This window comes from Nevskia soli, from assembly GCF_903970205.1.
Lineage (GTDB): Bacteria > Acidobacteriota > Terriglobia > Bryobacterales > Bryobacteraceae > Bog-113.
This window is the reverse complement of sequence record NZ_CAJCHS010000392.1, coordinates 1-14660: the sequence shown is the minus strand read 5'-3', so window position 1 is coordinate 14660 and position 14660 is coordinate 1. Positions and strand designations below refer to the sequence as shown.

Genomic DNA, 14660 nt, shown 5'->3' with positions numbered 1-14660 from the left:
CGAACCCGCATCCCGCACGCGCGCCGACATCAACCGCGCCAACGCCCAGCACTCCACCGGACCCCGCACTCCCGAAGGCAAAGCACGCGCCTCCATGAACGCCGTCAAACACGGTCTCTTCTCCGTCGAAGTCCTCCTCCCGGGTGAGGACCCCGCCGCCTTCGAATCGCTCCGCATCGAATACGCCAACGATTTCCACGCTGAAACCAGCCAGGAACTCTCGCTCGTTCAGGAGATCGTCGCGTGCCACTGGCGCATCCAGCACATCGTCGCTCGCGAGACCGCGCTAACCATCCTCACCGCCGAGCAACAGCGCGCTGCCGTCGAAAACATGTTCGAGGCCGACGAAGACACCCTCACCGCGCTCGCCCAGGCCGCCGGATTTCAGGCCAATGCGCGCCTCTTTAATCAGCTCTCCACGGCGGAAGCGCGGCTGCACCGCCGCGCCGCCCTAGCCGAAAACCAATTAACCGGCTTAGTTCAGACCCGCCGGATGAGCGCCGTCATCCAACCCGTTGAAGTCCCCATGGAAAGCACGACGCAACCTTCCCCGTCTGGCTTCGTTCCGCCACATTCTTCCGAACTCAAATTCCCCAGCGACATGCCCGTCTTCACTGGCCCTCTTCAGAAGGAAAAACGCCGCCAGTGGCTCCGCAAGCACGGTTATAACCAGCTCGCGAAGGCCGCCTGAACGGAACTTACTCCCACCTAGGCAGGCACGCTCTCTTTAAACGTCCGGCTCTCCCGGTCATAAGCCGTAACTGCGCCGGTTCCTATGTGGTAAACCCAGCCATGCAGCGCGAGATCTCCCCGTTCCAGCCGCGCCGCCACCGTCGGATGCCAGCGCAGGTTCTCCAGCTGCTTCACGACATTCCGTTCCGTCAATCGCAGTAGGAATTCCTCGGAAGGTTCGCGCTCCCGATGATCCACTTGCGCATAGTTCAACCAATGCGCCACATTCGGGAAATCTTTCATCGCTTCCGGATGCAGCGCGCCGCGCATCACTCCGCAATCCGTGTGGCCGCAAACAATGATCTCCGGCACCCGCAGCACTCCCGTGGCGTATTCAATGGTCGCCGAAACGCCGCCGATCGCGTCCGGATACGGCGGGACAATGTTGCCAATTACGCGGCAGATGAATAGCTCCCCCGGTTTACTCTGCGTGAGCAGGCAAGGGTCGATGCGGGAATCCGAGCAAGTGATGAACAGAGCGCTAGGCTTCTGCTTGGTCGCGAGCCGTTCGAATAACTCGCGGTTATACGGATAGACGTCCTTCTGAAAGCGCGATACTCCATCGAGGAATTTTTGAACAGGCACTCTTTATAGGTTACGGCATCGCGTTCGCTACACTGGTCATCTCCCGCCGGAAACGCGCCATGCCCGTCACCACACTGTTGGTTTTAGCCGATCCCGCCGACCCTTACCTGCCGCTCCTCGACCCCATCCGCGACCGCGTCGACCTGGTCATCGGAGCCGATGCCGCCTCGTTGGCCCCTGCCGCCTCGCGCGCCGAAGCGATGCTGGCGTGGAACATTCGCAAAGCGGATCTCGAAGCGATACTTCCGCTCGCCGCCCACCTGCGCTGGATGCATGTCCGCTGGGCCGGCCTCGATTCGCTGCTGTTCCCCGCCCTGGTTGCCAGCCCGGTCGTGATCACCAATTCGCGCGGGGTTTACAGCCAGTCGCTCGGCGAGTTTGTGATGGCGGGCGCGCTGTTCTTCGCCAAGGATATCCGGCGGCTGCTGCGCGATCAGGAGGGCCATCGATGGTCCCCGTTTACGATGTTGGAACTGCGCGGGGCAACCATGGGGATCGTCGGTTATGGCGATATCGGACGCGCGTGCGCCACGCGAGCCCACGCGATGGGGATGCGCGTTCTGGCCCAGCGTCGCCGCCCCGAGCGCGCTTCGGGCGATCCGCTGCTCGACCGCGCCTATGGACCTGACGGATTGCTCGACATGATCCGCGAATGCGATTACGTAGTGGCCGCCGCGCCGCTCACGCCCGAAACGAAGGGCATGATCGGAGCGCGCGAGATTGCGGCGATGAAGCCGTCCGCCGTGTTGATGAATGTCGGACGCGGCCCGGTGATCGATGAGGATTCGCTGGTGGATGCGCTCCGCTCTAGGCGCATTCGCGGCGCCGCGCTGGACGTGTTTTCGAAGGAACCGCTACCGCCCGACCATCCGTTGTTCGAGTTCGACAATGTGCTCCTTTCGCCCCATTGCGCGGACAACACGCCAAACTGGAACGAGGACGCAATGCACTTCTTTCTGGCGAACTTCGATCGTTTCCTCCGCGGCGAGCCTCTGGAGAACATCGTAGACAAGCACGCTGGCTACTAGTCCGGCTAACTGTTACCCATGTCCCCGGACTGTACCCTGCGGCCAACCACCAAACCCCACATTACGGGGCAATCCGCACGCTCACACCCGCGCCTACTCTAGCGCATCCCCTCCAAATAGGCATCTAATAAGGTATGTCAACGCCAAGTCATAGCGAAGTTCCCTACCGTACTCTCGGCCACACCGGCGAGCAGGTCTCCTGCATCGGTATGGGCGGTTACCACCTGGGTAAGTCGGATGTTACTGAGAAAGAAGCCATCCACCTAATAAGAACGGGCGTCGATCGAGGCATCAACTTCCTCGATAACTCCTGGGACTACAACAACGGCGAGAGCGAGAAGCGGATGGGCAAGGCAATCAAGGACGGCAATCTGCGCGCGCGCGTCTTCCTGATGACCAAGAATGACGGACGCACCAAAGAAGAGTTCAACAGGCAACTGGAAGAATCGCTGAAACGCTTGCAAGTCGATCATGTCGACCTGATGCAATTTCATGAAATCATCAGATTCGAGGATCCGGACCGCATCTTCGCAGAAGACGGCGCCATCGAAGCGGCCCTCGCGGCCAGGAAAGCCGGCAAGGTACGCTACATCGGATTCACCGGCCACAAAGACCCCCGCATCCATCTCTACATGCTGGAAGTAGCAGACCAACACGAGTTCGAGTTCGATACCGTGCAAATGCCCGTAAACGTCATGGATTACCACTTCAGAAGCTTCAGCAATCTGGTTTTACCGGAACTGACTCAGCGGAATATCGGAGTTCTGGGAATGAAGAGCATCGGTGACGCTGTGATCCTGAAGACCGGCGCCATCACCGCGCTGGAATGCCTGCAATATTCACTTAGCCGTCCGGTATCGGTGCAGATCACGGGAATCAACAAGATGGAGTATCTGGATCAGGCAATCAAAGCCGCCCAGACTTACGGCAAGGTATCCCAACAAGAGATGACCGCTATCCTCAATCGGGTAAAGCCGTTCGCAATGAAAGGCGATTGGGAGTTATTCAAGACCAGCGCACTCTTCGACAGTACGGCGCAGAATCTGGAATGGTTGGGTAAGCCGAGTCCGCACGTCAAAGCCGTGCAGCCGAGTATGTCTTAACTCCCGATCCATTTGGCATATAACCCGCGAGCAACGGCCGGATCTTGAGTCCCATGGACAATAGCCCGGCCGTCACGAAATACCGTGATCTCGTGAGGAGCGAGCGCGAAGCGTAGAGCGAAGTCGTTCGACCGCACGGTACCTTCGAGCTCCAGTCGAGTCTTAAGAGCGGCTAAGTCGATAACTCCGCGTTCTGAATGAATCTGCACGGCGTTGCGCCCGCAAAGGCTTACCGGAGTATCATGCTTGCCATTCAACCATTCGAACTCTCGATGGCCGCAGCACGGGCAGTCTGGGTCGCGCTCCGGCTTGGAAACTTCGCGCAGCGGCCCGTGCCATAAGTCGACCGTGGTAATCGTGTCCCGTACCGCGTCCGTATTGCCGCTTAGGATTTGCAACGCCACGCCCGCCTGCAAACTTCCGATCAATGCGGTCACGGGACCGAGTACGCCGGCCGTTTCGCAGGTCGGCTGCAAGCCCTCGGGCGGGCCGTCGAAGACACAGCGGAAACAAGCCGTCCGGTCCGGCAGCACAGGCATCGCGATCCCGTAAGTGCCGACTGCGGCGCCATAGATCCACGGAATCCCCTGTTCGACCGCGTAGTCGTTCAACAGGAAGCGCGCCTCGAAGTTGTCGGTCCCGTCGATGATCACGTCGGGCCGCCCCAGCAGATCCGCCACTCGCCGTGGACGCAGGTCGTCGACAACGGATGTAATCTCAATCTCGCTGTTGATGGCGCGCAGCCGCCGCTCCGCGGCAACCGCTTTCGGGATCCCCTCAGCCGCATCGGATTCGTCAAACAGAAACTGCCGGTGCAAGTTGGTCAGATCGACGAAATCGCGGTCAAGCAGCGTCAGATGACCCACCCCTGACCGAGCCAGCAGTTCCGCTACAACCGTTCCCAGCGCCCCGCAACCCACGATCACGGCGTGGCTCGACGCGATCCGGTTGTGTCCAGCCTCACCAATTGCGTCTAATCGAACCAAACGCGTGTAGCGTCCCGGTGGCATTCAGTCCGGATCGTAGCAAAGTAAATGGATAGCTACGTTACGATGAGTCTGTTGCGAACCCGGAACGCTCCGCTTCTTTGCCTGATCGCCGCGGTTCTGCTCTTCGCCGCTAGGCCGACGCACGCGCAGCAAACCAACCCCTCGGCGGAGTCGCTGGAAGGCAGAAAGATCTCGCTGATCGAGTTCCCCCACGATCAACCGCTGGATGAACGCGATCTCGCAAAGCTTCTAGACGATCTTAAGATAAAGAAAGGTGAACCGCTTACCGAGGACGCCGTTCGTGCCGCGATTGAGCAGCTCTTTGCTACCGGACGTTTTACAGACATCAAGGTCAATGGCGAACCTACCGCGGACGGCGGAGTCACGCTCCAGTTCCTGACTAAGAACGCCTGGTTCGTTGGAGATATCGATATCATCGGTAAGACGGGCGTTCCGCCCAATGCCGGTCAGATATCGAATGCCACCCAGCTCGACTTAGGCACGCCGTTCGACTCCGCCATGCTTGGGCCGGCCGAAGAGGGTATTCGCAGACTTCTGGTGGCCAACGGATTCTACGAGTCCACCATCACCCATAGTCTCGATTACCAGGACCAGGGGCAGCAGGTGAACATCATCTTCGATGTCCAGGCCGGCCGGAGAGCGCATTACGTCGCGCCTCAACTGAATGGAAAGAATCTGGTACTGACGCCGGAACGAATTATCAAGTCCACCGGCTGGCATAAGTTCCTCATTCCCGGATGGCGCTCGGTCACGCAGAAGAGGACGTCTCAGGGCGTTAGGAATGTCCGGCTGCGCTATGACAAAGCCAGGCGTCTGCTCGCGACCGTCCAGCTTTCGAAACTCGATTTCGATAGAGCCACCCGGACCGTACGGCCGGAACTCAACGTCGATCCCGGTCCCACCCTACAGATCAAAACCGTTGGATACAAGGTGAGTCAGGGTAAGCTGAAATCCAACGTGCCCATTTACGATGAGCACACAGTCGATCGCGACCTACTGCAGGAAGGCGCGAATAACCTTCGAGATGAATTGCAAGCCTCGGGCTACTATGATGCAAGCGTCGAGTTTAAGGAAAGCCGAACCGCCGGGAACGTTGAGGAGATCGATTACCTGATTACTCCGGGTAAGCGGCATCGGTTAGTAGCGTTATCGATTACCGGCAATAAATACTTCACCTTGCAGACGTTGCGGGAACGCATGTTCCTGGAGCCGAAATCGCTGCAATTTTGGCGAGGGCGGTTCAGTAATGCGTTCCTGCGCCGCGATAAAGAATCGATCAGCAACCTATACCGCGCGAACGGGTTTCGCGATGTCTCGATCACCAGTCAGATTACGGACGACGTGAAAGGCCGCACCGGAGATCTAGCGGTCGCACTCACAATAGATGAAGGACCGCAGTGGATTGTTTCGCATCTTAGCGTCAAAGGCTACGGCAAGCTGGATTTGCACCGCATCATATCCACTCTCAATTCCAGCGAAGACCAGCCCTTTAGCGAATTCAACATAGCGGCCGATCGCGAGCAGATTCTGAATTATTACTTCCAGAACGGCTTTCCGAACGCGACCTTCAACTGGACATCGACGCCCGGTCCGAAGTCCAACGAAGTCAGTCTCGCTTACACGATTTCGGAGGGCAATCAGCAGTTCGTCCGCCAGGTAATCTATCAGGGGCTGCACACCACCAAGCCCCGGCTCGTTGACCGGCAAATTACGTTGAACCCGGGTGATCCGCTTTCGCCGGTGAAGATGGGCGACATCCAGCGCCGCCTCTACGACCTGGGTATTTTTGCCAAGGTGGATATGGCCGTTCAGAATCCCAACGGCGATACCGATCGTAAGTATGTTCTCTATGACATGGAGGAAGCGAGCCGTTGGAGTCTTACCGGCGGCGTGGGCGCGGAGATTGCGAGGATCGGCGGAAGCAATGCGGCCAACGACCTTTCCAGTCCCGGTGGAGCTACCGGTTTCAGCCCGCTGCTGGAGTTCGATGTAACTCGTTTGAACTTCCTGGGACGCGGCCAGACTTTAGCGTTACGCACTCAGTATTCCGACTACGATAAGCGCGCCCAGCTCTCCTACTTACTGCCGCGGATCTTTGGCGGGAAGCCTAAGTACGACCTTTCCATCACCACGCTCTACGACGATTCCTACGACGTGCGTACCTTCGCGGCCAAGCGTTCGGAGGCGTCGGTCCAACTTACCGACAGGATTTCGAAACCGACTACCATCTTCTTCCGGGTGGATTACCGCAACGTTGCCGTTTCGAATCTGAAGATCAATCCGTTGCTCGTTCCGCTGCTTTCGACGACGACTAAGACCGGCATCGTCGGATTCAACCTCGTCAATGACCGGCGCGATGACCCGGTGGACGCTCATCGAGGAATCTTCGATTCGATTGACGTAGGCGTCGCCAGCCATTATCTGGGCGGCAATAACAACTTCATCCGGTTACTCGGCCGCAACGCAACCTTCACCAAGATCGGGCAGAAGATTGTCCTGGCGCGCCAGACTTCATTTGGGGTTCTACCGACTTATGGGAAGCCGCCGGTGGTAAGTTCAGATGACGAGGATCCGATACCGCTGTCGGAACGTTTCTTCGGCGGCGGTCCCGACACACTTAGAGCGTTTCCGCAGAATCAGGCGGGTCCGCGCGATTTCGAAACGGGGTTCCCGCTGGGCGGTTCCGCGCTTCTCTTCAACAACACGGAACTGCGTTTCCCTCTCATCGGCGATAACATCGGAGGCGTGTTGTTCGAAGACTTCGGCAACATTTTCGATAAGCCGAGCGACATCAGCTTCTCTTTCAGCCAGCCCCACCCGAGTGATCCGACGGATTTCAACTACATGGTTCACGCGGCCGGGTTCGGTATCCGTTACAAGACACCGATCGGCCCCGTGCGCCTTGACTTGGCTTACTCCATCAATCCGCCCAAGTACAACGGATTCGCCGGCTCTTTTCAGGACCTGGTAAACTGCACAGCCGATAATACTTGTACCCGCGAAGCTTTGCAGATCAGCCATTTCCAGTTCTTCTTTTCGATTGGGCAGACTTTCTGACATGCGCTTTCTTCTCGCTCTCGTATTGGTTACAACACTGCCGGCCGTAATGATAGACTCGATTGCGGTAAGTGTCGGCACTGAAGCCATTACCGAAAGTCAGATCGATCAGGACATACGCCTGGCGGCATTTACCAATGGCTCTCAACCCGATTTCAGTATCGAATCCCGGCGCAAAGCGGCGGATCAACTGATCCAGCAGGCCCTGATCCGCCGCGAGATGAGCTTCGGCGCTTATCCGCCGGTCCCCCCAGGCGAGATCGATGCCGCGTTCGCCAGCATGGAGAAATCCCGCGGCGGTGACGGGGCCCTTGATGTGCTGCTCAAGCAGTATCGACTTACGGTAAAAGAGCTGCGCGACTACATTGCCTGGCAGTTACAACTGTTGAACTTTATCGACTTACGCTTCCGCCCCGCGGTCCAGGTTACCGAGGAAGACGTCGAGAAATATTATCGTGAGAACCTTGCGGCTACTCATCCGGGCGCGGTGGCCGCGAAGGCGCCTCCTCTAACCGACGTGCGTGACCAGATCCAGCAGAAGCTGACCGGAGAGCGTGTCGATCAGCAACTGGACCAGTGGATCGCGCGCTCCCGTTCGCGCGCGATCATCCGTTATATCGACCGATCGCTGGGTACGGGAGCCAACGTCGAGGCTCACTTGGACACCGGCCAACCGCATTAGGAGGAGACTGATTCTATGAACATTTCCAGATCGCTTCTCTTTGCCATTGCCACGAGCTTTGTATTGTTACCGGCTCAGAATGCTTCCGCCCAACGCAGGAACTCCGGCTTCTCGCAGGATTGGGCTAATGTCGTGCGCCAGCGGCTCCCGGAGTACGGTCACCGCAATTGGATCGTGATTGCCGATTCGGCCTATCCGGCGCAATCGCGCGAGGGCATCGAAACGATCGTGGCTAATGCCGATCAGATCACGGTGCTGAGGACTGTACTCGGCATGATCAAGAGTTCGCGCCACGTACGGCCCACCATCTACACCGACAAGGAACTCCCTTACGTGCTGGAGTCCGAGGCCCCCGGCGTCCTGCAGTACCGGCGTAGTCTTACGTCGGAACTTAGCGGACTTAACGCGCAAAGCCTGGAGCACGAAAAGATTATCAGTAAGCTGGACGAAACTGCTAAGACCTTCCGCGTGCTGATCGTCAAGACGGACCTCGCGATACCGTATACATCGGTGTTCATCCAACTTGATTGTGCTTACTGGAGCGACGAGTCCCAGAAGAGGTTAAGCGAGGAGATGGCGAAAGGAACGGGAGGAACGCCCGAATGACCCGTCGTACCCGCTCGCTGCTGAAGTGGGCCGGCGGTATTCTGCTGCTGCTTCTAATCCTTGCCGTAGCGGGTGTTGAATTCGTACAAAGCCCATGGTTCTATAACAAGGTTCGCCAGAAGATTGTCAGCGTTGCCGAGACCGCGACGGGGGGCAGCGTCGAGATCGCCCGCTTTTCTTTCGATTGGCGCACTCTGACCGCGACGGTTGATAGCTTCACTCTCCATGGCACGGAACCTTCGAACGGCCCGCCGCTGCTTCATGTTGACCGGATGACGGTTGGCCTGAAGATTATCTCGATTCTGAAGCGCGACGTGGATCTCGCGTTGCTTCGGATCGACCATCCCCAGGCCTTTCTGCTTGTCGCGGCGGACGGAACCACGAATGTGCCGAATCCGAAGAATCCGTCGAAGTCCAAGAAGAGCGCGACCGAGACCATTCTCGATCTGGCCATCCAACGATTCGAACTGAATGGGGGCGCGGCTGAGATTCACGCATCGGGCCAACCGCCGAAGATACAAAGCTACTCAGCGCGGGGCGACAACCTTCGAACACTCTTCACTTACGATCCGGCGGTTCCACGCTATCATGGCGATCTCTCCGTCGCGCCGCTTGATCTGACTTACAACCATTACCTTCCGGTCGCGGCCAACATCGCCACGACGATCGCGATTGAGAAGAACAGCTTGGTCGTCGAACAAGCCAAGATAGGTGCCGGCCCTTCGGAAATCGATATCAACGGAAGGATCGATGATTTCCGCGCACCGGTAGTTACGACGGAGTATCGCGCCAAAGTCTCGGTCGGACAGGTTGGCGACATACTGAAGCTCAAGTCGCATCAATCCGGATGGCTAGAGGCGAATGGGAGCGCGAGTTACCACGCCGCGGATAACTATGCGATCAGCGGGTTTGTGAAGGCCTACGACGTCGCGTATCGAGTGCCGGGCATCGATCTCAAACGCATCCGGCTGCAAGCGAAAATCGACGGTGGCCCGAAGTCGGTTTCGATAAATGACTTCGTCGCCGATGCACTGGGCGGCCAGATTGTAGCTAAGGCCGAGCTGAAGAACTTCGAAGACTATAAGGTCAACGGCGAACTCAAACACTTCGATATTCGGACCGTTGCGTCATTAGCTACACGCGAGAAGCTCCCTTACGATGGCAGTATTTCGGGTCCGATTTTCGCTGAAGGCCGTCTCTCGCAACTGCAGCATGACCGCTTTTCCGGAACTGCCCGTTTGACCATCTCACCGGCGCGAAACGCCATGCCGGTACACGGCTTCATCGACGCGAAGTTCAATGCCTCGAAGAACACCCTCGATCTGGGGCAAAGCTTTATCGCACTTCCGAATACCCGGTTGGATATCCAAGGTACGCTCGGTCAGCAACTCAACGTCCATCTCGTCTCATCGAATCTAGATGACTTGCTTCCCGCCATGCAGGTTGTGGCAACGCCTGGACAAGCTCCTCCTGTGATTCCGCTGACCTTGACGCCGCAAGGCCAGGTCAGCTTCGGCGGAACTGTCACAGGTAAGCTCGCGACTCCGGTACTCAACGGGCACTTAGGCGGATCGAACTTCATCGTGCAACAGCAGCGTATCGATTCGCTGAACGCAGATATCAGCGCGAGTCCTACAGGCGTTCAAATCACGAATGGCAGCCTGCATCAACAGCGCGTATCGGCTAAGTTCTCGGGTAGCGCGGGCCTGCAGAATTGGAAACCTGTCGAGACGGCGCCGTTGACGGCGAATGTCGCGCTACAGAATGGTAACCTGACCGATCTGCTGGCGATCGCAGGGCAGAAAGATGTTCCCGTTACGGGTACTCTGAACGTGAGCGCGCGGGTCAACGGAACCATTGGCAATCCACAGGCCGTCGCTGATCTCACGCTCGCCGCGGGACAGATTGAAGGCGAGCCCTACAGCCGGTTAACCGTTCATCTGGATGCACCCCAGCGCGCCTCACAGACCTTGAAAGCTCAATTGGTTGCCGGCTCCAAGCAGTTGAATCTGGACGCGACCTACGCTCATAGCGCAAACGATTTCATTCCCGGTAGTCTAACGTTTCACATCGCGAGTAACACCATCGCCATGACTCAAGTGGTAACACTGCATCAACGCGAACCGGATTTGGCCGGCTCGGTTAAACTTACAGCCGACGGCGTAGCCAACGTCACCCGCGACAAAGCGGGCAAGATTTCCGTTCTTCCCGTTTCCCTGAACGCAGATGTGGGAGCGTCCGACTTACAACTGGGCAGTAAAAGGCTCGGTAACATCGACGTTACTGCGAACACGCTGGTCGCCAACGGTGCCAATGCCCCGGTAGTCGAGGCCAAGCTGCGCTCCAATCTTGCGGACGCCAATATTACTGGAGACGGCCGCTGGACACTGGCAGGTGACTATCCAGGATCGGCGCACATCCAGTTCGGTAACTTGCACATTGAGACGGCGCGCCGCCTCCTGCTAACTAAGGAACAGGCCGAAAGTATGCCGGTGGGCGGCATAGTCGAAGGGACATTGGACTTAAGCGGCCCCGCTGCGAAGCCGGACCAACTACGCGCGTCGCTCGACATCCCTAAGCTCGAAATGCATCGCCTGCCTGCGCCCGGTGAAAGTCAAGTACCCCTCGACCTCTCGGTACGCAACGACGGACCCATACGGGTGACACTTGCTAATAACAAGGTGACGGTTGACAGCGCCCGTCTTGTCGCGCAAGATTCGAACTTCTCGGTCACTGGATCGGCCACGATCAGCCCGGTGCAGAACGTGGATTTGCGACTCAACGGCAACATCAATCTCGCCATCATCCACTTATTTAGTAACGACGTCGTTTCTTCCGGCGCAGTCCTCGTGAATGCCGGAGTGCGCGGACCCTTCAGCAATCCGTCCTTGAACGGCACGCTCGAAGTGAAGAACGCCAATCTCGCTGTAACCGATGTTCCGAATGGTCTCTCAAACGCCAATGGCACTCTCGTGTTCAACGGGAGCCAGGCGACTATCCGGGACCTAACGGCGGAGAGCGGCGGCGGCAAGGTTCAGATGGGCGGCTTTGTCTCATTCATCAATAACAACCTGGCCTTCCGGTTGCGTGCCGAAGCGCGCGGGGTTCGAGTTCGTTACCCGCAAGGCGTGAGTACCTTGGCGGACGCAAATCTCACTATGGTGGGGACTACGGCACGAAGTATCTTGTCCGGTACAGTAACCATAGACCGGCTCGCGTTCAATCCAAGGACCGATCTTGGCTCTATCCTATCTTCAGCTTCGGCGCCCCCCGAGACGCCGTCCGCATCTACCGGGTTTACGAGTAACTTGCAGTTCGATGTTCAGATACAGACGGCGCCGGATATCACTTTCGAAAGCAGTTACACGCAGAGCCTGGAGGCCGACGCGAACCTGCGCCTGCGCGGGACGATCGCGAACCCCGTGCTGCTGGGGCGCGTGAATATCACGCAAGGCGAGCTGACGTTCTTCGGCAATCAATACACGATCACGCAAGGCTCGATCTCTTTCTACAATCCAGTCAAACTCGAGCCGATTCTGAATGTTGATCTGGAAACTGTGGCTCGTGGCGTGGATGTTACCGTGACGTTCTCCGGCCCGATCACTAAGCTGAATGTAAGTTATCGCTCCGATCCGCCGCTGGCGTTCTCCGATCTGGTCGCGCTTCTGGCTACCGGTCGAAGTCCGAATGACGCGACCATTGCAGCGCGCCAACCGACCGCCCCCGCCCAGAGTTGGCAGCAAATGGGCGCATCGGCGTTGGTAGGTCAGGCTATCTCGAACCCGGTAGCGGGGCGGTTGCAGCGCTTCTTCGGGGTTAGTAGTCTTAAGATCGACCCGACAATTTCCGGAGTCACCAACAACCCGCAAGCTAAGGTAACATTGGAACAGCAGATTACTCCCGATTTGACTTTCACTTATATCACGGATGTGGCCAATGCCGAGGAACAGGTGATCCGCGTAGAGTGGGAGTTCTCGCGGACGTGGTCGGCGGTAGCGATGCGCGACGAGAACGGCGAGTTCGGCGTAGACTTTCTGTATAAGAAGAGGTTTAAATAATCAACGTTTCTGGCACTTCGAGCAGAAGTGAGTTCCGCGCTGCGAGACAAGAGTCCGGCGTATCGGTGACCCGCACTTCGCGCATGGATCACCGTGTTTACGATAGACCAGATGCTCATGTTGGAAGCTGCCGCGCTTCCCTTCGGAATCGACATAGTCCGAAATGGAAGAACCTTTGGCGCGAATGGCGGCGTTCAGAACGTCCTGAATCGCCTCATAAAGCTTTCGTGCGCGGGGCTTACTGATCGACGCGGAATTCGCGCGCGGATGAATGCCGGCGCGAAACAGGACCTCATCGGCATAGATGTTGCCGATACCTGCCAGGAATCTCTGGTTCAGTAGAAGCGCTTTCATCTGCGCTTTGCGCGCGCGCAGCGTAGCCACGAATTCGTCGAAGGGAACCGATAGCGGTTCGGGTCCGAGCTTGGCGACGCGGTCGGGGAGTTCGGTTGAGTACTCCACGCGACCGAACTGACGGCTATCGGTGTAGAGTAAAGCGCCGCGATCGAGGGTAAAGATGACGTGTGTATGTTTTGACAACTCGCCATCCACTAGAAGCTTGCCGGTCATCCCCAGATGCACCAGCAGGAAACCCCGGTCGAGTTCCAGGACGATGAACTTACCGCGACGCGTGATGGCGCGGATGCGCCGACCGGCGAGACCGTCTAGTTCACCGCGGACGACCCGCTTTTGCCGGACTTCGGCATTCAGTATCCGGCGGCCGCGAATAGGTTGCAGGCTGCGAACGACGGTTTCGACTTCAGGCAGTTCAGGCAACGTCGATAAGGACTTCCTGGCCTTCTACTTTGACCGGAAAAACCGCGACTTTGTCGTCGGGTTCATAGTCATTGAGACCGGTGGTGCAATCGAACTCCCAAGCGTGCCAGGGGCACATGATTTTGGAACCGTTGAGCATTCCCTGACCCAGTGGGCCGCCCTGATGCGGACAAGTTCCATCGAGCGCGTGAACTTGTCCGTCGACCAGGCAGAGAGCATAGGGCTTGTCGTCCACCATCACTTCGAGGAGCGGTTCCGACTGAAGTTGCGCGAGCGTCGCGACTTTGATAAAGGCCATTTCTGTTCCTATGTGACCACAATTCGATTTGCAGGTTGCGCGGCGCGGGACTACGATGAGCCAGATGCAACGTTTCCTCTTGCCGGTAATGGTCGCGACGCTGTTACCCGCCGCGTGGAGCCAAGACGCGAGGTCGCCCAAGGCCCAGATAGCGGAGGCGAGCGATTACATCCATCAAGGCATGGAAGCACAACGCGACCAGCAATGGGACAAGGCAATCGACGATTTCACCCAGGCGATCCGCGTCATGCCGGATTATCTCCCCCCTTATATGCAGCGCGGGGAAGTGTTCCGCGCACTTGGCCGATTTGACGAGGCGATTTCCGACTTCAGCGAGGTGATACGCAGGTATTCAAACTTTGGCGCTGCTTAATATCACCGGGGGTCTGTGTACCTGTTGACCCATAAACCCGAGCTGGCACTTGCCGATGCCGAGGAGGAGATTCGGCAGAGGCCTGAGGATCGGTTCGGTTACCTTTTGCGGGCGAGAGCGAAGCTGGCGTTAGGTGATCAAGCCGGCGCCGCCGAGGATAAGGCGAAAGCCGAGGAGTTGAAGGCAAATGCCCCGGCTCGCCCGCCGCTCGTGGATGGGCGTCAAATACCGGGTGCGGTGCCGGGTGCGGTTTTGGCGGACGTGATCGGGTCTTTGCCGAGCGCGCAAGCCTCCGGTGCTCAGAGGATCGGCGGTAAAGTGATGGCCGCAAACCTGATTCACAAGGTCGCG

The 14660-nt window shown here is 57.9% G+C and carries 12 protein-coding genes and 1 pseudogene; 9 read left to right on the top strand and 4 right to left on the bottom strand.

What is annotated here, in order from left to right; genetic code table 11:
• Nucleotides 1-691, top strand: a 691-nt coding sequence (locus H1Y01_RS17105; protein WP_180541719.1) for a hypothetical protein, incomplete at its 5' end; no start/stop codon positions are given.
• A gap of 17 nt (nt 692-708) precedes the next feature.
• Here H1Y01_RS17105 and H1Y01_RS17100 read toward each other — a convergent pair.
• A complete protein-coding gene (locus H1Y01_RS17100) occupies nt 709-1317 on the bottom strand; it encodes a carbonic anhydrase (RefSeq protein WP_180541718.1) in 609 nt (202 codons plus the stop codon).
• A 59-nt stretch (nt 1318-1376) separates the two neighbouring features.
• Between H1Y01_RS17100 and H1Y01_RS17095 the strand changes: the two genes are divergently transcribed.
• Together H1Y01_RS17095 and H1Y01_RS17090 are read left to right on the top strand one after the other, a co-directional pair.
• Nucleotides 1377-2345: a D-2-hydroxyacid dehydrogenase gene (locus H1Y01_RS17095; protein WP_180541717.1), complete on the top strand. Its 969-nt coding sequence runs from the start codon at nt 1377-1379 to the stop codon at nt 2343-2345.
• A gap of 134 nt (nt 2346-2479) precedes the next feature.
• Complete coding sequence (locus H1Y01_RS17090; RefSeq protein WP_180541716.1) at nt 2480-3448, top strand: aldo/keto reductase; 969 nt, start codon at nt 2480-2482, stop codon at nt 3446-3448.
• Here the strand turns inward: H1Y01_RS17090 and H1Y01_RS17085 are convergent.
• Entirely contained in the window at nt 3445-4458 is a 1014-nt protein-coding gene (locus tag H1Y01_RS17085; RefSeq protein ID WP_180541715.1) for a ThiF family adenylyltransferase, read from the bottom strand. The genes H1Y01_RS17090 and H1Y01_RS17085 overlap by 4 nt on opposite strands.
• A 24-nt stretch (nt 4459-4482) precedes the next feature.
• Here H1Y01_RS17085 and H1Y01_RS17080 point away from each other — a divergent pair, with 24 nt between their 5' ends.
• The 4 genes from H1Y01_RS17080 to H1Y01_RS17065 are packed head-to-tail and all read left to right on the top strand — an operon-like array spanning nt 4483 to nt 12861.
• Nucleotides 4483-7515, top strand: a complete 3033-nt coding sequence (locus tag H1Y01_RS17080) for a BamA/TamA family outer membrane protein (protein WP_180541714.1) — start codon at nt 4483-4485, stop codon at nt 7513-7515.
• Nucleotide 7516: 1 nt separating this feature from the next.
• Nucleotides 7517-8197, top strand: a complete 681-nt coding sequence (locus H1Y01_RS17075; protein ID WP_180541713.1) for a hypothetical protein — start codon at nt 7517-7519, stop codon at nt 8195-8197.
• A 15-nt stretch (nt 8198-8212) separates the two neighbouring features.
• Nucleotides 8213-8803, top strand: a complete 591-nt coding sequence (locus H1Y01_RS17070; RefSeq protein ID WP_180541712.1) for an RbsD/FucU domain-containing protein — start codon at nt 8213-8215, stop codon at nt 8801-8803.
• On the top strand, nt 8800-12861 hold the full coding sequence (locus H1Y01_RS17065) for a translocation/assembly module TamB domain-containing protein (protein ID WP_180541711.1): 4062 nt from the start codon (nt 8800-8802) through the stop codon (nt 12859-12861). Before H1Y01_RS17070 ends, H1Y01_RS17065 begins: the two co-directional genes overlap by 4 nt.
• Here H1Y01_RS17065 and mutM read toward each other — a convergent pair whose 3' ends face one another.
• Both mutM and H1Y01_RS17055 read right to left on the bottom strand, forming a co-directional pair.
• Complete coding sequence (gene mutM / locus H1Y01_RS17060) at nt 12862-13638, bottom strand: bifunctional DNA-formamidopyrimidine glycosylase/DNA-(apurinic or apyrimidinic site) lyase (RefSeq protein ID WP_180541710.1); 777 nt, start codon at nt 13636-13638, stop codon at nt 12862-12864.
• On the bottom strand, nt 13631-13936 hold the full coding sequence (locus tag H1Y01_RS17055) for a Rieske (2Fe-2S) protein (RefSeq protein WP_180541709.1): 306 nt from the start codon (nt 13934-13936) through the stop codon (nt 13631-13633). Before H1Y01_RS17055 ends, mutM begins: the two co-directional genes overlap by 8 nt.
• A 64-nt stretch (nt 13937-14000) precedes the next feature.
• On the opposite strand from H1Y01_RS17055, the gene H1Y01_RS17050 reads away from it, so the two are divergent.
• Both H1Y01_RS17050 and H1Y01_RS17045 read left to right on the top strand, forming a co-directional pair.
• A complete protein-coding gene (locus H1Y01_RS17050) occupies nt 14001-14309 on the top strand; it encodes a tetratricopeptide repeat protein (RefSeq protein ID WP_180541708.1) in 309 nt (102 codons plus the stop codon).
• A 24-nt stretch (nt 14310-14333) separates the two neighbouring features.
• Nucleotides 14334-14660: pseudogene (locus tag H1Y01_RS17045) on the top strand (hypothetical protein); the annotation flags it as partial.

What these genes read in the sequence shown, in the direction of transcription:
- H1Y01_RS17095 (WP_180541717.1), top strand. Translation starts at nt 1,377, where the DNA reads ATGCCCGTCACCACACTGTTGGTTTTAGCCGATCCCGCCGACCCTTAC.
- H1Y01_RS17080 (WP_180541714.1), top strand. Translation starts at nt 4,483, where the DNA reads ATGGATAGCTACGTTACGATGAGTCTGTTGCGAACCCGGAACGCTCCG.
- H1Y01_RS17085 (WP_180541715.1), bottom strand. Translation starts at nt 4,458, where the DNA reads ATGCCACCGGGACGCTACACGCGTTTGGTTCGATTAGACGCAATTGGT.
- H1Y01_RS17050 (WP_180541708.1), top strand. Translation starts at nt 14,001, where the DNA reads ATGCAACGTTTCCTCTTGCCGGTAATGGTCGCGACGCTGTTACCCGCC.
- H1Y01_RS17070 (WP_180541712.1), top strand. Translation starts at nt 8,213, where the DNA reads ATGAACATTTCCAGATCGCTTCTCTTTGCCATTGCCACGAGCTTTGTA.
- H1Y01_RS17055 (WP_180541709.1), bottom strand. Translation starts at nt 13,936, where the DNA reads ATGGCCTTTATCAAAGTCGCGACGCTCGCGCAACTTCAGTCGGAACCG.
- H1Y01_RS17090 (WP_180541716.1), top strand. Translation starts at nt 2,480, where the DNA reads ATGTCAACGCCAAGTCATAGCGAAGTTCCCTACCGTACTCTCGGCCAC.
- H1Y01_RS17065 (WP_180541711.1), top strand. Translation starts at nt 8,800, where the DNA reads ATGACCCGTCGTACCCGCTCGCTGCTGAAGTGGGCCGGCGGTATTCTG.
- H1Y01_RS17075 (WP_180541713.1), top strand. Translation starts at nt 7,517, where the DNA reads ATGCGCTTTCTTCTCGCTCTCGTATTGGTTACAACACTGCCGGCCGTA.